Annotated in this window: 22 protein-coding genes; 12 read left to right on the plus strand and 10 right to left on the minus strand. The window is 70.1% G+C overall.

Translation table 11 applies throughout. The features are described 5' to 3' along the window. Positions 1-25: 25 nt before the first annotated feature. Genes ACEN9V_RS01585 through ACEN9V_RS01595 form a run of 3 tightly spaced genes read right to left on the minus strand, consistent with a single transcriptional unit; the run spans position 26 to position 1,757 of the window. Entirely contained in the window at positions 26-1,000 is a 975-nt protein-coding gene (locus ACEN9V_RS01585; RefSeq protein ID WP_413601857.1) for an SURF1 family protein, read from the minus strand. After that, a complete protein-coding gene (locus ACEN9V_RS01590) occupies positions 997-1,311 on the minus strand; it encodes a hypothetical protein (protein WP_402728793.1) in 315 nt (104 codons plus the stop codon). Before ACEN9V_RS01590 ends, ACEN9V_RS01585 begins: the two co-directional genes overlap by 4 nt. Next, on the minus strand, positions 1,311-1,757 hold the full coding sequence (locus tag ACEN9V_RS01595) for a DUF3099 domain-containing protein (RefSeq protein ID WP_413601858.1): 447 nt from the start codon (positions 1,755-1,757) through the stop codon (positions 1,311-1,313). Before ACEN9V_RS01595 ends, ACEN9V_RS01590 begins: the two co-directional genes overlap by 1 nt. A gap of 175 nt (positions 1,758-1,932) precedes the next feature. On the opposite strand from ACEN9V_RS01595, the gene fabG reads away from it, so the two are divergent. Further along, positions 1,933-2,646, plus strand: coding sequence for a 3-oxoacyl-ACP reductase FabG (gene fabG, locus ACEN9V_RS01600; RefSeq protein WP_413601859.1), 714 nt, complete (start codon positions 1,933-1,935; stop codon positions 2,644-2,646). A 29-nt stretch (positions 2,647-2,675) separates the two neighbouring features. Here fabG and serB read toward each other — a convergent pair whose 3' ends face one another. Both serB and ACEN9V_RS01610 read right to left on the minus strand, forming a co-directional pair. Next, positions 2,676-3,314, minus strand: a complete 639-nt coding sequence (gene serB / locus ACEN9V_RS01605; protein WP_413601860.1) for a phosphoserine phosphatase SerB — start codon at positions 3,312-3,314, stop codon at positions 2,676-2,678. 104 nt (positions 3,315-3,418) lie between these two features. Then, entirely contained in the window at positions 3,419-4,660 is a 1,242-nt protein-coding gene (locus ACEN9V_RS01610; RefSeq protein ID WP_413601861.1) for a glucose-1-phosphate adenylyltransferase, read from the minus strand. 47 nt (positions 4,661-4,707) lie between these two features. Here ACEN9V_RS01610 and glgA point away from each other — a divergent pair, with 47 nt between their 5' ends. The 5 genes from glgA to ACEN9V_RS01635 all read left to right on the plus strand — a co-directional run bounded on the left by glgA (position 4,708) and on the right by ACEN9V_RS01635 (position 8,097). Beyond that, positions 4,708-5,904: a glycogen synthase gene (gene glgA, locus ACEN9V_RS01615; protein WP_413601862.1), complete on the plus strand. Its 1,197-nt coding sequence runs from the start codon at positions 4,708-4,710 to the stop codon at positions 5,902-5,904. 113 nt (positions 5,905-6,017) lie between these two features. After that, positions 6,018-6,383: an ArsR/SmtB family transcription factor gene (locus ACEN9V_RS01620; protein WP_413601863.1), complete on the plus strand. Its 366-nt coding sequence runs from the start codon at positions 6,018-6,020 to the stop codon at positions 6,381-6,383. A 32-nt stretch (positions 6,384-6,415) separates the two neighbouring features. Beyond that, the gene (locus ACEN9V_RS01625; RefSeq protein ID WP_413601864.1) at positions 6,416-6,904 is read left to right on the plus strand and encodes an SRPBCC family protein; all 489 of its coding nucleotides are present in this window, start codon (positions 6,416-6,418) and stop codon (positions 6,902-6,904) included. Positions 6,905-6,954: 50 nt separating this feature from the next. Beyond that, positions 6,955-7,737: an ABC transporter ATP-binding protein gene (locus ACEN9V_RS01630; protein ID WP_281264628.1), complete on the plus strand. Its 783-nt coding sequence runs from the start codon at positions 6,955-6,957 to the stop codon at positions 7,735-7,737. A gap of 111 nt (positions 7,738-7,848) precedes the next feature. Continuing rightward, on the plus strand, positions 7,849-8,097 hold the full coding sequence (locus ACEN9V_RS01635; RefSeq protein WP_071300737.1) for a type B 50S ribosomal protein L31: 249 nt from the start codon (positions 7,849-7,851) through the stop codon (positions 8,095-8,097). A gap of 158 nt (positions 8,098-8,255) precedes the next feature. Here the strand turns inward: ACEN9V_RS01635 and ACEN9V_RS01640 are convergent, their stop codons facing one another. Next, positions 8,256-9,002: a 3'-5' exonuclease gene (locus ACEN9V_RS01640; protein ID WP_281264627.1), complete on the minus strand. Its 747-nt coding sequence runs from the start codon at positions 9,000-9,002 to the stop codon at positions 8,256-8,258. A gap of 259 nt (positions 9,003-9,261) precedes the next feature. Beyond that, complete coding sequence (gene treS, locus ACEN9V_RS01645) at positions 9,262-10,974, minus strand: maltose alpha-D-glucosyltransferase (protein ID WP_281264626.1); 1,713 nt, start codon at positions 10,972-10,974, stop codon at positions 9,262-9,264. Between the two features lie 111 nt (positions 10,975-11,085). Between treS and ACEN9V_RS01650 the strand changes: the two genes are divergently transcribed. Beyond that, on the plus strand, positions 11,086-12,042 hold the full coding sequence (locus ACEN9V_RS01650; protein ID WP_413601865.1) for an alpha/beta fold hydrolase: 957 nt from the start codon (positions 11,086-11,088) through the stop codon (positions 12,040-12,042). 5 nt (positions 12,043-12,047) lie between these two features. After that, positions 12,048-13,118 carry a glycosyltransferase family 4 protein gene (locus ACEN9V_RS01655; RefSeq protein ID WP_413603025.1) on the plus strand — a complete coding sequence of 357 codons (1,071 nt, stop codon included), beginning with the start codon at positions 12,048-12,050 and terminating at the stop codon, positions 13,116-13,118. 19 nt (positions 13,119-13,137) lie between these two features. On the opposite strand, the gene ACEN9V_RS01660 is transcribed toward ACEN9V_RS01655, so the two are convergent. Next, the gene (locus ACEN9V_RS01660) at positions 13,138-13,887 is read right to left on the minus strand and encodes a hypothetical protein (protein ID WP_413601866.1); all 750 of its coding nucleotides are present in this window, start codon (positions 13,885-13,887) and stop codon (positions 13,138-13,140) included. Positions 13,888-14,661: 774 nt separating this feature from the next. Between ACEN9V_RS01660 and ACEN9V_RS01665 the strand changes: the two genes are divergently transcribed. After that, complete coding sequence (locus ACEN9V_RS01665) at positions 14,662-14,976, plus strand: hypothetical protein (protein WP_413601867.1); 315 nt, start codon at positions 14,662-14,664, stop codon at positions 14,974-14,976. Positions 14,977-14,999: 23 nt separating this feature from the next. Continuing rightward, positions 15,000-15,215, plus strand: coding sequence for a hypothetical protein (locus tag ACEN9V_RS01670; RefSeq protein WP_413601868.1), 216 nt, complete (start codon positions 15,000-15,002; stop codon positions 15,213-15,215). Positions 15,216-15,718: 503 nt separating this feature from the next. On the opposite strand, the gene ACEN9V_RS01675 is transcribed toward ACEN9V_RS01670, so the two are convergent. Further along, the gene (locus ACEN9V_RS01675; RefSeq protein ID WP_413601869.1) at positions 15,719-16,357 is read right to left on the minus strand and encodes a histidine phosphatase family protein; all 639 of its coding nucleotides are present in this window, start codon (positions 16,355-16,357) and stop codon (positions 15,719-15,721) included. Positions 16,358-16,364: 7 nt separating this feature from the next. Next, on the minus strand, positions 16,365-17,204 hold the full coding sequence (locus ACEN9V_RS01680; RefSeq protein WP_413601870.1) for a Sir2 family NAD-dependent protein deacetylase: 840 nt from the start codon (positions 17,202-17,204) through the stop codon (positions 16,365-16,367). Positions 17,205-17,322: 118 nt separating this feature from the next. On the opposite strand from ACEN9V_RS01680, the gene ACEN9V_RS01685 reads away from it, so the two are divergent. After that, positions 17,323-18,141: a TrmH family RNA methyltransferase gene (locus ACEN9V_RS01685; protein WP_413601871.1), complete on the plus strand. Its 819-nt coding sequence runs from the start codon at positions 17,323-17,325 to the stop codon at positions 18,139-18,141. A gap of 127 nt (positions 18,142-18,268) precedes the next feature. Next, complete coding sequence (locus ACEN9V_RS01690) at positions 18,269-19,456, plus strand: D-alanyl-D-alanine carboxypeptidase family protein (RefSeq protein ID WP_413601872.1); 1,188 nt, start codon at positions 18,269-18,271, stop codon at positions 19,454-19,456. Positions 19,457-19,486 lie beyond the last annotated feature (30 nt).

Consider the following 19,486-nt stretch of genomic DNA (forward strand, 5'->3'; position numbering starts at 1 on the left):
ATTCGGGCCGGTCAGCGCGCCGCGGTCAGCGTGAGAGGAGCTCGTCCTCGATGTCGGCGTCCGACTTGGGCTTCGCGTCCTTGCGCCGCTGCCGCTCGAGGGCGCGCTCGCGCTCTTCCGGGTCGTCCTGGTTGAGGTTCCGGTACTCCTGCACCATCAGGTAGGCCAGGAAGCCGAACCCGCCGGCGGCGAACATGAACCACTGGATGAAGTAGCTGAGGTGGAGGCCGGTGTCCGCGCTCGGCCGGTCCCACCCGAGCGGGCGGGCCTCGGTCGGCGCCGGGGTCTCCGATGCGAGCTGGCCGTAGGCACCCGTCCAGATCGGGGCGTCGACCTTCTTTGCGACGTCGGCGAGCGTCACGGACTGGACCTGGTCGGTGTGGGCCGGATCGGTCCGCCCGGGGATGCGCGGCTCGCTCTGCTGCAGACGGGCCACGACGGTGACCTGCCCGGTCGGTGCGGCCGGGATGCTGTCGGGTGCGTCCTGCCGGTTGCCCGTCGGGACCCACCCGCGATCGACGACGAAGGCGCGGCCGTCCGCGGTGACGAGCGGCGTGAGGACCTCGAAGCCGGGTTGTCCGTTGTGCACGCGGTTCCGGACGAGGAGCTGGTCGTCGGTGTCGTAGCGCCCGGTGACCTCGACCCGGAGCCAGGTCTGGTCGTCGTCCCAGCTCGAGGCCCGGGGGAGTGCCTGGTCGACCGGCACCGGGGTGTGGTCGTAGTTCGCCGCGATCTGCTGGTTCTCGCGCACGGCCTCGTTCCTGCGGTCCCACTGCCACATGCCGAACAGGGCGCAGACGATGGCGAACGCGACGGCGATGGCGAAGTACCCGAGCCAGCGACGGCTCCCGACGAACCGCCAGCCGACGAAGGGCTCGTCGGGATCGCGTTCCACCACGCCGGCGTCGACGGCCGCCCGGCGTTCCCGCTCGGCAGCGCGACGGAGCTTCTCGGCGTGGCGGCGGCCGTACCGGGAACCCGGGTCGAAGTCGTCGGTCATCGCTCGTTCGCCGAGCGCGCCCGTTCGCCGACGTCGTTCTTCGGCTGGTCGTGCGCGTCGTGCTTGGCGTCGTCGAGCTGGTCGACGTCTTCGTCGATGCCGGTGACCCGGACCGGGAACGTCCGGGAGCGGAGGTACCCGGCGAGGAAGTCACGGTGCTCGTCGCAGGCCGCCCAGATCTTCACGCGGTCGATGGCGTGGATGCGTGGGTTCCGCCAGTTCACCCGCCAGCTGGCGGCGGTCGAGCAGCCGGCGCGGGAGCACACCGGGGTCGAACCCGGCTCGGTGAAGAGGTCGAACGTGGCGCCCATCAGCGGTGGCCCCACACGCGGGAGCGGTCTCCGTTGCGCTGCCATTCTTCTTGCGCGTGCTGGGCACCTTCGCGCAGGCGGTCCTGCTCGTCTCGGTAGGCCTGTGCCCGCGCGTCTTCCTGCTGTTCGCGGAGGCGCGGGTCGATGTCAGCGACACGGACGAGCGCGCCAGCCGGAGCGACATAGTCGGACTCGGTGTGGCTGCCGGCGTTCGCGATGACCACGGCGACCCAGGGGATGACCGCCGCGAGGACGATCGGGATGAGCGCGAGCCACGGGCTGTGCCAGACGGTGTAGACGAGGACTGCCCCGACGAAGAGGATCACGCGCACGGCCATCTGCCAGATGTACCGCGACAGACGGTGTTTCCGGTCGCGCTGCGGTGTCTCCGGCAGTGCCGTGATGGCCTGCGTCGTGCGTCGCGTGATGCGTCGCGTCGTCTTCATGCGTTCGGTCTCCGTCTTCCCTCTGACAAGCCTAAGCCCGCGCACCGACACATGGACACATCACGCGCACATGGTCACATCACGCGCGCGATGTGGGCCCGGGTAGGCTCGTGCGGGCGTGTCGGCCGGGAGACCCGGTCCGCAGCGCACGAGATCGCCACCGAACGGAGCCTCCATGACCACCCCCCGTACCGTCCTCATCACCGGCGGCAACCGCAGCATCGGATTCGCCCTCGCGGAGCGGTTCGTGGCGGAAGGACACCGGGTCGCCGTCACGTCCAGGAGCGGCCTCGGCGGACCAGAGGGTGCGCTCACGGTGCAGGCCGACATCACCGACACCGCGTCGGTCGACGCCGCCTTCACGCAGGTCGAGGCAGAGCTCGGACCGGTCGAGGTGCTCGTCGCGAACGCCGGGATCACGAACGACCAGCTCCTGCTGCGCATGTCGGAAGAGGACTTCACCAGCGTCATCGACACGAACCTGACCGGGACGTTCCGGGTCGTGAAGCGGGCCACGAAGGGCATGATGCGTGCCAAGTTCGGCCGGATCGTGCTGATGGGCAGCGTCGTCGGGGCCTACGGGCAGGTCGGCCAGGTCAACTACGCGTCGTCCAAGGCGGCCCTCGTCGGCATGGCCCGATCGATCACGCGCGAACTCGGGTCGCGTGGCATCACCGCGAACGTCGTCGCGCCCGGGTTCATCCAGACGGACATGACGGCAGCGCTGCCGGAGGAACTGCAGGCCGAGTTCAAGAAGCAGATCCCGGCGGCGCGCTACGGCAGCGTCGACGACGTCGCGGACGCGACGCTCTTCCTCGCCGGTGACGGCGCCGGGTACATCTCCGGTGCGGTCATCCCGGTCGACGGTGGCCTCGGGATGGGGCACTAGCGCGGACTCGGGCCCGGCGCGGGCAGCGCTCAGCCGCGCAGGCCGAGGGCGGCGAGCACAGGGGAGAGGTCCCGGTCGACGACCGCGACGTCCGCCGACTCCCGGACACGCGGCTTGGCGTCGAACGCCACGGACAGCGCCGCGACCCCCATCATCTCGAGGTCGTTCGCGCCGTCGCCGATCGCCACGGTCCGTGCGAGGGGCACACCGTCCGCCCCGGCCCATGTCCGGAGCGCGGCGGCCTTCGCGTGCGCGTCCACGACGTCGCCGAGCACCCGCCCGGTGAGCCGGCCGTCGACGACCTCGAGCCGGTTCGCCTGGCAGTGGTCGAGGCCGAGCGCGGCGGCGAACGGGTCGAGGACCTCGTGGAAGCCGCCAGAGACGACGCCGACGGTGCCGCCTGCGGCGTGCACGCCGCGGACGAGCTCGTCCGCGCCGCGGGTCACGTGGACCGCGCGCTGGGCGTCGGTGAAGACGGCGGACGGGAGGCCAGCAAGGGTCGCGACACGCTCCCGGAGGCTGTCTCCGAAGTCGATGTCCCCCCGCATGGCGCGCTCCGTGATCGCGGCGACCTGTGGCCGGGTCCCGGCGGCGTCGGCCAGCAGCTCGATGACCTCGTCCTCGAGCAAGGTGGAATCGGCATCGAGGACGACGAGGAAGCGCGGCACGCCACAACGGTAGCGGTGCCGCGCCTCCTGTGACGTCGGACGGGGCTACGCCTCGACGCGGACGCCCTTGCCCACGCGTGGGCGGAGTCCGGAGTCGGGTGCCGTCATGCCTCGACCCGCACGCCCTTGCCCACCACGGTGATCCCGGAATCGGTGACGGTGAAGCCCCTGGCCAGGTCGGCCTCCCGATCGACGCCGACCTGCGCACCCGGTGCGAGGACGACGTCCTTGTCCAGGATCGAGCGGTTCACGATCGACCCGGCGCCGATCGACGCCCGCTCGAAGACGATCGAATCGAGCACCTTCGACCCGGAGTCGATCCCACACCACGGCCCGATGACGCTGCGCTCGACCTGGGCTCCGGAGAGCAGGCACCCGAGCGACACGATCGAGTCCACGGTCGCGCCGGTGTTGCCGTTCGCGTCCCGCACGAACTTCGCCGGCGGCAGGTTGGTCTGCTGGTTGAAGATCGGCCAGTCCTGGTTGTACAGGTTGAACACCGGCACGGGCGCGATGAGGTCCATGTGTGCGTCGAAGAACGAGTCGATCGTCCCCACGTCGCGCCAGTAGTACTTGTCGCGGTCGTTCGAGCCGGGAACCTCGTTGCCCTTCAGGTCGTAGACGCCTGCGTCGCCGCGTGCGACGAAGTCCGGCACGATGTCGCCACCCATGTCGTGCGCCGACGACTCGAGCTGGCCGTCGCGCAGCACGGCGTCGACGAGCGCGTCGGCGTCGAACACGTAGTTGCCCATCGAGGCGAGGATCTCGTCGGGCGAGTCCGCGAGGCCGACGGCGTCCTTCGGCTTCTCGAGGAACGCGTCGATCTTCGTCGGGTCGTCCTCGGCCACCTGGATGACGCCGAACTGGTCGGCGAGACCGATCGGCTGGCGGATCGCCGCGACCGTGGCGCTGCGGCCGGAGGCGATGTGTGCCTCGACCATCTGGTGGAAGTCCATCCGGTACACGTGGTCCGCGCCGACGACGACGACGATGTCGGGGCGCTCGTCACGGAGCAGGTTGAGCGACTGCAGGATCGCGTCGGCCGATCCGGCGAACCACCGCTTGCCGAGACGCTGCTGCGCCGGGACCGACGCGACGTAGGACCCGAGCAGGCCCTCCATGCGCCACGTCTTCGCGACGTGGCGGTCGAGACTGTGGGACTTGTACTGCGTCAGGACGACGATCTTCTGCAACCCGGAGTTCACCAGGTTCGAGAGTGCGAAGTCGATGAGACGGAAGTTCCCGCCGAACGGAACAGCGGGCTTCGCCCGGTCGGCCGTCAGCGGCATGAGCCGCTTGCCCTCACCTCCCGCGAGGACGATGCCGAAGACCTTCTTTGGTGCCATGCCGTTCACAGTAGGCGTCAGCACTGGGAACCGGTTACGTTGAACCAGTGCGAGTCGATCTGCTGACCAGAGAGTATCCGCCGGAGGTCTACGGCGGTGCTGGCGTCCACGTGGCCGAGCTCACCGCAGCGTTGCGGTCGGGAACGGACACCGACGTGCGCGTGCGTGCCTTCGGGGGGTTCCGCGACGAAGAGGGCGTCTGGGCCTACCGGACACCAGCGGGGCTCGAGAACGCGAACGGCGCGCTCCAGGCCCTCGGTACCGACGTCCAGATGGCTGCGGACGTCGAGGGTGCCGACCTCGTGCACTCGCACACCTGGTACGCGAACGCCGCCGGACGCCTGGCGCAGCTCACCCACGGCATCCCGCACGTCGTCACGGCGCACAGCCTCGAACCGCTCCGGCCGTGGAAGGCCGAACAGCTCGGCGGCGGCTACCGGCTGTCCAGCTGGATGGAGCGCGAGTCGTTCGAGCAGGCGGACGCGGTGGTCGCGGTGTCGAAGGCGATGCGTGCGGACATCCTGCGCTCGTACCCGTCGATCGACCCGGCGAAGGTCCACGTCGTCTACAACGGCATCGACGTCGACGAGTGGAAGCCGGACGTCGACCACGACGCGGTGCGTGGCCTCGGCATCGACCCGGAGCGTCCGAGCGTCGTCTTCGTGGGGCGCATCACCCGCCAGAAGGGCCTGCCGTACCTGCTGCGCGCCGTGGCGTCGCTGCCGCCGGAGGTCCAGATCGTCCTCTGCGCCGGCGCCCCGGACACCCCGGAGATCATGGCCGAGGTCACCGGACTCGTCGAGGACCTCCGGGCACACCGCGACGGCGTCGTCTGGATCGACCGGATGCTCGCGCACGAGGAGATCGTCAAGGTCCTGTCCTCCGGCACCGTCTTCGTGTGCCCGTCGATCTACGAACCGCTCGGCATCGTGAACCTCGAGGCCATGGCGTGCGGGATCCCCGTCGTCGGCACCGGCACCGGTGGCATCCCCGAGGTCGTCGCCGACGGGCTGACCGGCCGCATCGTGCCCATCGACCAGGCCACCGACGGCACCGGCACGCCGACCGACCCCGACAAGTACGTCGCCGACCTCGCGGCCGCCCTCAACGAGGTCCTGTCCGACATCGGGCTGGCGAAGCTGATGGGTCGCGCGGGTCGGCTCCGGGTCGAGACCGAGTTCACCTGGGCCGCGATCGCGACGCGCACGCGCGCCGTGTACGACCAGGTCCTGGCGGCGCGCTGACCGCACCACGGCCCTGAACCGGACTGGAGGCTCGGGGTGACGTTCCTGACGGACGTCACCCCGAGCCTCCAGTCCGTTGCGCGCGGGGCGCGGCGGGCGTAACGTACAACCCGATGGTTGTACGTGATGAGATGGACGCCGAGGCGGTGGACCGCGTGTTCGCGGCCCTCGCGGACGCGACGCGCCGGGACATCGTCCGGCGCGTCATCGTGCGTGAGCAGTCGGTGTCCTCGCTCGCATCCGGGTACGCGATGAGCTTCGCGGCCGTGCAGAAGCACGTCGCGGTGCTCGAACGTGCCGAACTCGTCCGCAAGGAGCGGCGAGGGCGCGAGCAGATCGTCACGAGCGAGATCGGCGGCGTCCGACGCGCCGATCGTCTGCTGCGGTCCTACGAGGACCTCTGGCGGCACCGGGTCGACCGGATCACGGAGCTCCTCGGCGACGAGGGCCCCGCCGATCGGCCGCACACCGCTCCGTGACGGAGCCCACCGACCCCGAGGGGGACCGGAAGATGAGCACCACCATCGACGCGACGCACGACGTCGACGCCCTGACCATGACCTTCACCGCCGAGTTCGACGCGCCGGTCGAGCGGGTCTGGCAGATCTGGGCGGACCCCAGGCAACTCGAACGGTGGTGGGGACCGCCGTCGTGGCCGGCCACGTTCGTCCGGCACTCGCTGGAGCCCGGGTCACGCAGCGACTACTTCATGACCGGCCCGGACGGCACGAAGGCGGCCGGCTACTGGACGATCGTCGCCGTGGACGAACCGCACTCCATCAGGCTCGAGGACGGGTTCGCGGACGAGTCGGGGCAGCCGGACACGTCGATGCCGATCACGACCATGGAGGTCACGCTCGAGGACCTCGGTGGACGCACCAGGATGACGAACACGGCGCACTTCGCCACGGCGGAGCAGCTCGAGCAATTGCTCGAGATGGGCATGCGTGAGGGCATGCTCGAGGCGCTCGGGCAGATCGAGTCGATCCTGGCGGAGTGACGCTCGGCGTGTGCCCCGTTTCGGATGGTCGGCTGCCGTAGGGTGATCACATGCCCTCGGTTGTGCGCTTGTCTGACGTGTCCGTGGTCCGGAACGGGGCCACCATCCTCGACGGTGTCTCGTGGGAGGTGCAGGACGACGAGCGGTGGGTCGTGCTCGGTGCGAACGGCGCCGGCAAGACCACGCTGCTGCAGGTCGCGGGGGCCCAGAGCTTCCCGACCTCTGGTGAGGTCGAGGTGCTCGGGACCGAGCTCGGCGGTGCCGACCTCTTCGACCTGCGGCCCCGCATCGGGTTCGCGTCGACGGCCCTCGCGCGTCGCATCCCGGTCACCGAGAAGGTCATCGACGTCGTGCTGACCGCCGCTTACTCGGTCACCGGGCGGTGGAACGAGGAGTACGAGGAGCTCGACGTCCGCCGTGCGCAGCGCGTGCTCGACGAATGGGGCCTCGGCGCGTTCACCGACCGCACCTTCGGTGAGCTGAGCGACGGCGAGCAGAAGCGCGTCCAGATCGCCCGTGCCGTCATGACCGACCCCGAGATCCTGTTCCTCGACGAGCCGGCAGCGTCGCTCGACCTCGGCGCGCGCGAGAGTCTCGTGCGCACGCTCGGTGGGTACGCGAAGAGCGGTGACTCGCCGGCGATCGTCATCGTGACGCACCACGTCGAGGAGATCCCCGAGGGCTTCACGCACGCACTGATCCTGGCCGACGGGCACGTCCAGGCGGCGGGACCGATCGACGAGGTCCTGACCGACGCCACCCTGACCGAGGCGTTCGGCATCGGGCTCACCGTGTCGAAGGACTCCGGCCGGTTCTCGGCGCGCGCGGCCTAGCCCTGCTCCACATCGGCCGTGCTGTCTGGTAACGTAGACGGCTGGCGTAGGCCAACGACTTCCCGCGCGGTTCTGCGCATCTCAACACACACTGCTATCCGAGGAATCTCCATGAAGACCGACATCCACCCCGAGTACCGCGCCATCGTCTTCCGTGACCTGGCTTCCGGTGAGACGTTCCTGACGCGTTCGACCGCGAACAGCGACAAGACCATCGAGCTCGACGGTGCCACCTACCCGGTCATCGACGTCGAGATCTCGTCCGCGTCGCACCCGTTCTACACGGGCAAGCAGCGCATCCTCGACTCGGCCGGTCGCGTCGAGAAGTTCAACCAGCGCTTCAAGGGCTTCAGCAAGTAAGACGCCATGCGCTCGACGGGCGGCTCTCCTCTGGGAGAGCCGCCCGTTCCGCGTTCGTGCCGATCGCGCTCGCACAACCGAAAGCAGCTCGCACCGCGTCGTTGCGCGGTGCGAGCTGCTTTTCGTTGTGCGGGGGCGGCGAGGAGTCGACGAGAGCGTCAGTCCGCGGTGCGGTGGGGCCAGCGGCCGTCGGCGGTGAACGACGGGTCGCGCTTCTTCCGCATGTAGTCCTGGAACGACGCGGCCTGCTCGGCGCACCAGCCGACCTGCTTGCGGTGGAGCTCTTCGGCGGAGACGGTGAGGTCGTCCGGGTACTTCGTCGCGATGGCCTGCGCGACACGGCCGGCAGCGATCGCGTCCGCGCCCGCGTCGTGCGCGTCGGAGAGGGTGACGCCGTACAGCTCGGCGGCGGCTTCGAGCGTGCGCTTGCCCTTGCGGTAGGTGTCGAGCGCCTTGTCGATCACGAGCGGGTCGACGACGTTGCCGATCACGGGGGAGGCGATGCCGTGCCGCTTGGCTTCACGGTCGAGCAGCGTCAGGTCGTACGGGGCGTTGTAGATCACGAGTGGGATGCCGCGCGCGAACACGGCTTCGATCGCGGCGACGATCTCGGCGACGACCTCTCCCGCTGGACGCCCCTCGGCGCGGGCACGCTCGGTGCTGATGCCGTGCACGGCCGATGCCTGCTCGGGGATCTCCACCCCGGGGTCGGCGAGCCAGGAGCCCTCGACGATGCTGCGCCCGGTCATGTCGATCAGCCCGACGTGCGCCGTGACGATCCGGGAGGTCTCGACGTCGATGCCGGTGGTCTCGAGGTCGAACACGCCGAGGGCATGCCACCACGGACGTGTCGAGAGGTCCTGGGGGGCCGCCGGCGTGTCGAGCTGCGATGTGGGGAACGTCACGGTGTCAGGCTAACCGCGCGCACCGACACGCCCGGTCACGCGGTCGGCGCGGCCCCGACGTGCAGCCAGGTGAACGACTGCCAAAGCCTGCTCACGCGGTCGGCGCGGCCCCGACGTGCAGCCAGGTGAACGACTGCCAAAGCCTGCTCACGCGGTCGGCGCGGCCCCGACGTGCAGCCAGGTGAACGACTGCCAAAGCCTGCTCACGCGGTCGGCGCGGCCCCGACGTGCAGCCAGGTGAACGACTGCCAAAGCCTGCTCACGCGGTCGGCGCGGCCCCGACGTGCAGCCAGTAGAACGACTGCGTGCCCAGCGTCAGCGTGACGTTGCCCTCGTCGTCGAACGACGGGAACGAGCTGCCGCCGAACAGGTCGTAGAGCGGACGACCCGCGAACTCCGGCGCCGAGATGGTCGCCGTCGTCGCGTTGACCGCGAACGAGAACACGCAGAGCACGTCCTCGGCCGAGGCACCGAACTGGGTGCCTGCACCCTCCCACGAGCGGACGAAGGCGAGCACGCTCTCGTTGTCGGTCTCCTGCACCGCGATCGACCCCATGCCGAACACCGGGTGTGCCTTCCGCACGTGGATGACGTTGCGCACCCAGTGGAGCAGGGACCGCGACTGCGCGAGCTGTGCCTCGACGTTGACCTGCGCGTAGTTGTACACGAGCGACTGGACGACCGGCAGGAACAGCTTCCCGGGGTCCGCGGTGGAGAACCCCGCGTTCCGGTCCGGCGTCCACTGCATCGGCGTGCGGGAGGAGTCCCGGTCGGGCAGCCAGATGTTGTCGCCCATCCCGATCTCGTCGCCGTAGTACAGGAACGGTGAACCGGGAAGCGAGAACAGCAGCGCGTGGATGAGTTCGAGCTCCGCGCGGGAGTTGTCGAGCAGGGGAGCGAGGCGCCTGCGGATACCGATGTTCGACCGCATCCGCGGGTCGTACCCGTACCAGCCGTACATCGCCTGCCGGTACTCCTCGCTGACCATCTCGAGGGTGAGCTCGTCGTGGTTGCGGAGGAACACGCCCCACGCCGCACTGTCCGGCACGTCGAGCGTCTCGGACAGGATCGCGGAGAGCTCCTTGGCGTGCTGGGCGCGGAGCGAGTAGAAGATGCGGGGCATCACCGGGAAGTCGAACGCCATGTGACACTCGGGCTCCTCGTCCGTCCCGAAGAACGCGGCGGTCTCGCGGGGCCACTGGTTCGCCTCGGCGATGAGGACACGGCCCGGGTACTCCTCGTCGACCATCGCGCGGAGCTTCTTGATGAACTCGTGCGTCTCCGGCTCGCCCTCGCCGTTGCCCTCTTCCGACTCGAAGAGGTACGGGATGGCGTCGAGCCGCAGGCCGTCCACGCCGAGGTCGAGCCAGTGCCGGACGACGTCGTACACGGCCTCGACGACCGCCGGGTTCTCGAAGTTGAGGTCCGGCTGGTGCGAGAAGAACCGGTGGAAGAAGAACTGTCGACGGACCGGGTCGAACGTCCAGTTGGACTCCTCGGTGTCGACGAAGATGATGCGGATGTTCTCGTAGTGCTCGTCGGTGTCGCGCCAGACGTAGAAGTCGCCGTAGGGACCGTCCGGGTCCTCCCGGGACTGCTGGAACCACTCGTGCTGGTCCGACGTGTGGTTGATCACCATGTCGATGACGATGCGCATGTTCCGCTCGTGCGACTTCGTCACGAGCTCGCGGAACTCCTCGAGCGTGCCGAACTCCGGCAGGATCGCCTTGTAGTCCGCGATGTCGTAGCCGCCGTCGCGCAGCGGGGACTTGAAGAACGGCGGCAGCCAGAGGGCGTCGACGCCGAGCCACTGCAGGTAGTCCAGGCGACTGATCAGGCCCTGCAGGTCCCCGGTACCGTCGCCGTTCGAATCGACGAACGAGCGGATCATGCACTCGTAGAAGACGGACCGCTTGTACCAGAGGGGGTCGAGCGTCAGTCCGGGCAGCTGGATCGGGGCTGTGAAGGTCACCGTGCTCCTCGTCGTGGTCGACGGGCATCTCCGCCCGCCCCGGACACGATAGGCCGACGGCTCCGAGCGTGTTCCCTGCTGCACCGGAGTCGGTTTCGTAGACTGGCGCGGATGCAACCGCCCGTGCTCTCTCCGTACCAGTCGCTGATGGCCTCGACGCCCGTCGTGCACCGCGCCGTCGAGGTCGACGGCCGCACCACGCACTACTGGGAGTACGGGCCAGCCGACGCGTCGCAGACCGTGCTCGCCGTGCACGGGTTCCGTGGCGACCACCACGGGCTCGAATCGATCGCCGCGCACCTCGTCGGGGTCCGCGTGATCGTCCCGGACCTGCCCGGCTTCGGGATCTCCGACCCGCTCGCGGTCTCCGACATCGACGGGTACGTGTCGTGGCTGCGCGGGTTCCACGCGGCGCTCGGCCTCGACCGCACCGCCGTCGTGCTCGGGCACTCGTTCGGGTCGATCGTGGTGTCCGCAGCGGTCGCCGCCGGGCTCGACACGCGGCTGCTCGTCCTGGTGAACCCGATCGCGGCTCCTGCGCTCCAGGGCCCCCGTGCCATCGGCACCGGCATCGCGATCGCGTACTACCGCGCGGGTGCTGCACTGCCCCGACCCGTCGGCCTCGGCGTCCTCAGGAACCGCGCGATCGTCCGGGCGATGAGCGTCGCGATGCTCAAGTCGAAGGACCCGGAGATGCGCCGGTGGGTGCACGACCAGCACGACCGGTACTTCTCCGCCTTCGCCAACCGGACGAGCGTGCTCGAGGCCTTCCGCACCTCGGTCACCCACGACGTCTCGGAGTACGCCGACCGTATCGAGGTCCCCGTGCTCATGATCGCTGCCGAGCGTGACGACATCACCGCCGTGCCGGAACAACGTGCGCTCGCCGATCGGCTCCGTGACGCCGAGCTCGTCGTCATCCCCGAGGTCGGGCACCTGGTGCACTACGAGACGCCGGCCGCCGCTGCCAGCGCGACCCTGCGCCGGATGGCCGACCCCGTCCGGAAGCCCGCACGCGCTGCCAAGGCGGACCGGGCCTCCAGGCCGAACACCGGGCGCGCATCGTGAGCCGCCTGCGCGTCGGGATCGACTGCCGGTACGTCCGGATCGGTCGGCACGACGGGATCAGCCGTTTCACGGCCGGTGTCGTCGCGCACCTTCCGGAGCGCCACGACTACACGCTGCTCGTGAACGACGAACGGCAGCTCGAGTCGCTGCCGGACGACCTGCCGTGGGAGCTGATCCCGGCGCCGACCGACGCGGGGGAGCCGCTCGTCGCCCGCCACGTGAACCGTCTCGGACTCGACGCCGTGTTCTCACCGATGCAGACGATGGGGTCACGAGGGCGCAGGTACGCGCTCGTCCTCACGCTGCACGACCTGATCTACTACCGGAACCGGACGCCGCCGCGGGAGTTCGCGTGGCCGATCCGGCTCGGCTGGCGGGCGTTCCACCTGTCGTGGTGGCCGCAGCGCCTCCTGCTGAACGGAGCAGACGGGGTGGTGACGGTGTCATCGACGACCGCTGCGCTGATCACGGCGCACCGACTGACGAAGCGCCCGGTGACGGTGGCGTACAACGCAGCAGACCCGGCCACGGTGCGACCGGCGGGGGGAACGCGGACGAAGACCCTCGTCTACATGGGCTCCTTCATGCCGTACAAGAACGTCGAGACGCTCGTCGCGGCGCTCCCGCTCCTTGGTTCGGACTGGACGCTGCACTGCATGTCCCGCGTGTCCGCTGCCGACCGTGCCCGGCTGTCCGCGCTCGCCGGCCCGGACGCGGTCGTCTTCCACGACGGGGCGTCGGACGAGGAATACCTCGACGCGCTCCGGTCGGCGACCGCCCTGGTCACGGCGTCGTACGACGAGGGGTTCGGGATCCCGTTGGTCGAGGCGATGGGGGTCGGGACGCCGGTGGCCGTCAGCGACATCCCGATCTTCCGCGAGATCGGGGGAGACGCGGCGGAGTACTTCGACCCGTCGTCGCCTGCTGCGGTCGCTGCGGCGGTGCGCAGACTGGAGGCTCGGTGGGACGCCGCCTCGGATGCTTCGGTCGTGCAGGCGGCCCGGTTCCGGTGGGAGGACTCCGCCGAGCAGGTCGTCCGGGCGGTCGAACAGGCGGTCGCGGCGCGCGGCGCCTGAGCCCGGAGTGGGGCTCCGCTCACTGCTTGGCGGCGACGACCTGCACGGCGGCGTCGGGGAAGACCCGGTGCACGGCATCCGTGACCTGCGCCTGGACCGCCGGGACGTCGACACCCGTCGGAGCCGTCTCCACCTCGACGGACTGACCGGCGGGCGTGTCGGCTCGTCCCTCGCTCGTGGCCGCCCACACGCACCTGACCTGCTGCACGCCGGCGACCTGCCGGATCGCACGGGCGAGCCGGAGCCGTTCGTCGGTGCGGGCCTTCGACGGCGAGATCCCGACGTCCACATCGCCCAGGTCCGCGATCGCGTACACGTGCACGCCGTTGCCACTCGCGTCCGCCACGGCCTCGCTCAGCTGGTCGATGAGCGCTGTGCGCTGGTCCGGTGACAGCTCCGTGGACGCGGTGACCGTGGCCGTGACGTCGTAGCTGGCGAAGGACGTCTTCGTCGGCTTCGTGGCGTCGGTCGAGATCACACCGTCGAGCGCGCCGGCGTCCTCCGTGAAGCGCTGGAGGCTGGCGTCCGGTCGGGGGAAGATCCCGCCGACGCCGGTCTGGACACTGCCGATGATCATCGAGAGCACGACGATGATGACCGCGGCCACGACGACCACCCCGGCCAGGAGCAGGGACCACGCGCGGACGCGTTGCGGTGTCGTGCGCACGGGCACGGAGGACGTGTCCGTGCCGAAGGCGCGACCGAGGTCGTCGTCGTCCCCGAACCGGTCGCTGTGTCGGCCGGTCGGGCCCGGTCCCTCGGTCGTCATGTCATCCCCTCACACGCGTGCTCGGGCCATCGAGTGAACAGGATGCTAGTCCGCGCGCGGGAGCGGTGCCGCGCGTGGAGACAACGATCGGGCAACGTCCTCCACAGGGCGAGGTTGCCGTGATGCCTCCACGGATCCGCACATTGGGCAGCGAGGATGCGCGGTGTTCGGGAGGGTGGTGCCGTGTTCGCTCGTCCGCTTCCGCTGCTCCTCAGGAACACCTCGTTCACCGTCCGCGAGGGGCGCCGTCGAGGTGTCTCGCGGTCACGGATGCGTGGGAGGGACCTCGGCCGTCCCACTCGCTCGCTCCGCGTACCGCGGGTCGTTCCGCTCGACACCGTCGAGTTGCGGGCCCGTGCGTACAGGCCGCTGCTCGGTGCAAACCAGTGGTTCAGTCACACCACCGCTGCGGCCTTGTGGGGCCTCGCCCTGCCCGCGCGACTACGAGACGAGCCCGTACTGCACGTGACCGGCGCGAACGGACGGCAGATGCGTCGGCCGGGAGTCGTCGGTCACAGGACGAGATCGGTTCCGCGCATCGGAACAGCGGCGGGGTTGCCGACGAGCGATCCACTCCGGACGTGGCTGGACTGCGCCGCCGTGCTGTCCGTCCGAGAGCTGACCGTCATGGGGGACCAGCTCATCGAGCGGTGGTGTTCGCTGGACGATCTGCGGGTCGCTGTCAGCCGCGCCGGTGGCATCAGGGGGATCACCCGCCTGCGCGCAGCGGTCGAGTTGGTCCGGCCGGGCTCCGAGTCCCCGATGGAGAGTGCGTTGCGCCTGGTGCTCGTCGATCACGGGCTGCCTGAGCCGGAGTGCAACCTCGATGTGCGCGGCAGCGATGGTCGATTCCTCGGGCGGGTCGACCTCGCCTACCCGGAGTTGCGGATCGCGATCGAGTACGAAGGACGCCACCACCAGGAGGACCGGGCGACGTACCTCCGCGACATCGCGCGCCGGGAACGCTTCGAAGCCGAACGGTGGGCCTTCGTCCTGGTGACCGATGGCGACCTGGTGGATGAACGCCGCCTCGTGGATCGCGTGCGACGGCGGCGCGCAGAGCGTTCGTCGGACGCACAGCGGGTGTGAGCATCAGTCGCTAGGCTGCAGGCATGTTCATCACCCTGCTGGTCGCGTTCCTCGCGATCGTGGCGGTCGGTGTCGTGCTGGGGGTCCAGGCGTCGCGTCGTGCGCGGTCATTGCGGGGGCTGGAGGATCCGCTCGCGCCCCGGCCCGGCATCGACGCCGATCAGGAGATCCGGACGGCGAACGCCAAGGCCGCGCGCCCAGATGGGGCGACGGGCTTCACCGGCGGTCCCGGCGCCTGAGGGCGGGTTCCCGCGGGGCATTGTCGAGCGTCGTCCATCGAGCGCGCGCGAGTGGCGACGAGGTGGGTGGTGCAGACGCTGCTTCTGCGCACTCGATCGGTTTTCTGTTTCGAGTGCGACTTCGAGTGCGACTTCGTGAGTGATCGAGTGCGCGGAAATGGCGACGAGGGGCCGGCTGAGGTCGTCACTTCTGGGTTGTCGGACCGGGGGCATCCTCGCGCTTGTGCCGGGATGAAGTGACGGCGGCGCGACGTGCGCTGCGCGTCGAGTGCGCAATCGTGCCGATCGGAAGCCGTCCGTGGGCTGCAGGTCTGCGCACTCGAAGGGCTGGTGCGTTTCGGGAGCGATCGAGTGCGCGGTCGTGGTGACGGATTTGGGCTGTCCGCCGGCATTGTTGCGCACTCGATCGTGTCGCCACGCCGTGTCGCGCCCTGCTGCGCCGCGACGAGCACAGCGCCGGCCGAGCTCAGCGCACCGCCGCGCGCCCGGTCGCCCCGCCCGCCTCAGCTGCGCTGTTCGAGCGGGTTCTGGTACTCGAAGGAGTACTTGCCCGGCGCGTCCGACGCGTCGTCGATGGGGTCGTCGAAGCGGACGAGTTCCGCGTGGAAGCGCTCCGGGTCCCACCGGAAGGAGTGGATCGACCCGTTCCGGATCGGCGTGTGGTGTCGATCGGCGGTCCCGGGAGCCGCGGCGTTCACCACGCTCCGGATCACGGCACCGTGCGTGGCCACCACGATGACGCCGCCGTCGTACCGGACCGCGATCTCGGCGAGGGTCTCGGTCGCGCGGGCGAGCAGCGCAGCCCGCGACTCCCGCCCGGGGATGACGTCGTCGGGGTAGTGCGCCAGGACCTCGTCGTCGGTCAGCCCCTCGGCCTCGCCGTAGGAACGCTCGGCGAGCCCCGGGTACGTCGTGGGCGCGGGGAGCGCGAGTCTCGACGCGATGATCGACCCGGTCTCCGACGCGCGCGACAACGGCGAGGCGACGACGGCGTCGAACGACCTGTGCGCGAGCAGCGATGCCGAAGCTGCTGCCTGCGCCCGTCCGGTGTCGTTCAGCGGGATGTCGGTCGAGCCCTGGATGCGGCGCTGCTTGTTCCAGTCGGTCTCGCCGTGGCGCACGAGGTACAGGAGGGTGGTCACGACTCGATCATGACAGAGCCAGCCGGGACGCCAGGGCGACCAGGGTCTCCGTGGTGCCGGCGTCGATCTTCGCCGCCGCCCGCCGATCGCTCCGCGTGGCACCGCGGTTGACGATCACGACGGGGTGCTTCCGCCGCGCCGCGTGGTCGACGAGCCGGACGCCGGAGTTGACGGTGAGCGACGACCCGACGACGAGCAGTGCGTCGGCGTCCGCGACGATCGACACCGACTCGGCGAACTTCTCGGTCGGGACGAACTCGCCGAAGAAGACGACGTCGGGCTTGAGCATCCCGCCGCACACGGTGCAGTCGGGCACCACGAAGCGCTCGACGTCGGTGATCTCGACGTCGCCGTCGGGCTGGAGGCGCACCGAGTCGGGGTCGTCGATCCAGGGGTTGAGCGCGTCGAGGACACCGGCGAGGTCTGCCCGGGCGAACACCTGCCCGCACGTCAGGCAGACGGCGCGGTCCATGGAGCCGTGGATCTCGACGACCCGCCGTGACCCTGCGCGGAGGTGGAGTCCGTCCACGTTCTGGGTGATGACCCCGGTGACGACGCCGGCCCGTTCGAGCGAGGCCAGGGCGTCGTGCCCGGCGTTCGGCCGTGCGGCGGCGAAGGTCCGCCAGCCGAGGTGCGACCCGGCCCAGTACCGCTGGCGCTTCGCGGCGTCGGCGCGGAACTCCTGGAAGGTCATCGGCTTCCGGACGACGCGGCCGCCGCCCCGGTAGTCGGGGATCCCGGAGTCGGTGCTGAGGCCGGCGCCCGAGAGCACGGCGATGCGCTTGCCCGCGAGCAGGTCCACGACCCGGTCGAACTGGGCCGTGTCGGTCGCGTCGCTCGTCGCCATCACGTTCACGGTACCCTCAACAGCCGACCGACCCCGACACTTCCCATACCGCCACGCGTCGACGTGAGCAGCGACGCGAGCAGCCGCCACGCGCCGCCACGACCCCGGAACGAGACCAGTGCACCCCGTCCGCATCGACACCATCGACGACCCCCGCCTCGACGACTTCGCCCGACTGACCGACGTCGCGCTGCGACGGGTGTCCGAACCGGAGGGCGGCCTGTACATCGCCGAGTCGAACACCGTCATCGAACGCGCCGTCCGCGCCGGCCACGTCCCGCGGAGCATCCTGGTGCAGGAGAAGTGGCTGGACAGCGTGCTGCCGCTCGTCGCCGACCACGACGGTCCGGTGTTCGTCGGCCCGGACGACCTGCTCGAGGACCTCACCGGCTTCCGGATGCACCGCGGCGCGATCGCGGCGATGCAGCGCCCCGAGCTGCCGAGCGTCGAGGACGTCGTCCGGGACGCGAAGCTCGTCGTCGTCCTCGAGGACATCGTCGACCACACCAACGTCGGCGCCGTCTTCCGGAGCGTCGCGGGGCTCGGCGCGGACGCGGTGCTGGTGAGTCCGCGGTGCGCCGACCCGCTCTACCGTCGCAGCGTCCGGGTCAGCATGGGCACGGTGCTCCAGGTCCCGTGGACACGGATCGGCGACTGGCCGGAGGCGGGGGAGTCGCTCCGCGCGCAGGGCTTCCACCTCGCCGCGATGGCGTTGACGGACCGCTCGGTCGACCTCGACGCCTTCGCGGCGGACGTGCCCGATCGCGTCGCGCTGGTGATGGGCACCGAGGGGCAGGGGCTCACGTCCGCCGCGATCGCCGCCGCGGACACGACGGTGCGCATCCCGATGCACCACGGCGTCGACTCCCTCAACGTGGCGGCGGCGAGCGCCGTCGGCCTGTGGGCGGTGCGGTCGGCGCAGCGAGCGCGGGGATAGGGCCGGGAGGCTCGACCAACCTTCTCCACATCGCGGCGGTTCCGCAGGTGGCCGGTACCCGGCCCCGGTACCCTCTCTTGTCGTGTCACGTGTCGTCCGCCGCCCCCGTTCCGCCGTCAGGAGGCCGGTGACGATCTCGGTCGTCGCGGTGCTCGTCCTGGCGGTGGGGTACCTCGTCGCCGCAGCGGTCGTACCGTTCTCCCCGGCGAGCGCCACGACCACCTCGTACGCGGCCCCGACGTCCTCGTTGCCCGCGTTGACGTTCCCGTCGTACGGCGCGACCGCGGTCGAGGCGCCCGGCTTCCCGGAGAGCCTCCGCACGAGCGGTGACACGAAGCAGCGGTCGATCGCGAGCATCTCGAAGGTCGTGACCGCGTTGGTCGTGCTGGACGCCAAGCCCCTGTCGCAGGGGCAGGCGGGTCCGACGATCGCGTTCACGCCGGAGATGGAGGGCCTCTACGCGCAGTACCTCGCGCAGAACGGCGAGGTCGCCCCGATGCCGTCAGGGCTCCGGTTGTCGGAGTACCAGACGCTGCAGGTCATGCTCATGAAGTCGGCGAACAACTACGCGGGCTCGCTGGCGCTCTGGGCGTTCGGGTCGATGGACGCGTACAAGAAGGCCGCAGCGTCGTGGCTCGATGAGCACGGCCTCGACGAGACGTCCATCCAGGAGCCCACGGGCCTCGACGCGAAGAACGTCTCGACGGCGACGGACCTGGTGGACCTCGGGAAGCTCGCGCTGGCGAACCCGGTGGTGAAGGAGGTCGTCGGCACGAAGCAGGCGACGATCCCGGACGTCGGCGACATCGAGAACTCGAACAAGCTGCTCGGGATCGACGGGGTCGAGGGCATCAAGACCGGGACCCTCGACGAAGCCGGTGCGTGCCTGCTCTTCGCGGCGACGTACCAGCGCGGCGGGAAGACGGTCACGGTGATCGGCGCGATGCTCGGCGGCAAGGACCACGACGCGCTCGACGCCGACATCCAGCGACTGCTGCACTCGGTTGCCGACAACTTCCACGTGGTCACGCTGACCCATGCCGGGCAGACCTTCGGTACCTACTCGACGCCGTGGAAGGACGAGACCGACGCCGTGACGGAGTCCGCGTCGGAGGTCCTGGTGTGGGGCAAGACCACCGTGACGGCGACGACGAAGCTGGACCCCGTGACGCTCGGTACCAAGGGTGAGCGGATCGGACGGGTGCGGTTCGCGATCACGGACCACGACCCGGTGACGGTGCCGCTCGTCCTGGAACAGGCGATCCCGGATCCGGGCATCTGGTGGCGTTGGACGAACCCGTTCCAGGGTGCCTGACGCGCTCGGGCTCGTCCAGAGTCGCTGACG

Origin of the sequence: Curtobacterium sp. Curtsp57, assembly GCF_047324335.1 — a bacterium.
Lineage (GTDB): Bacteria > Actinomycetota > Actinomycetes > Actinomycetales > Microbacteriaceae > Curtobacterium.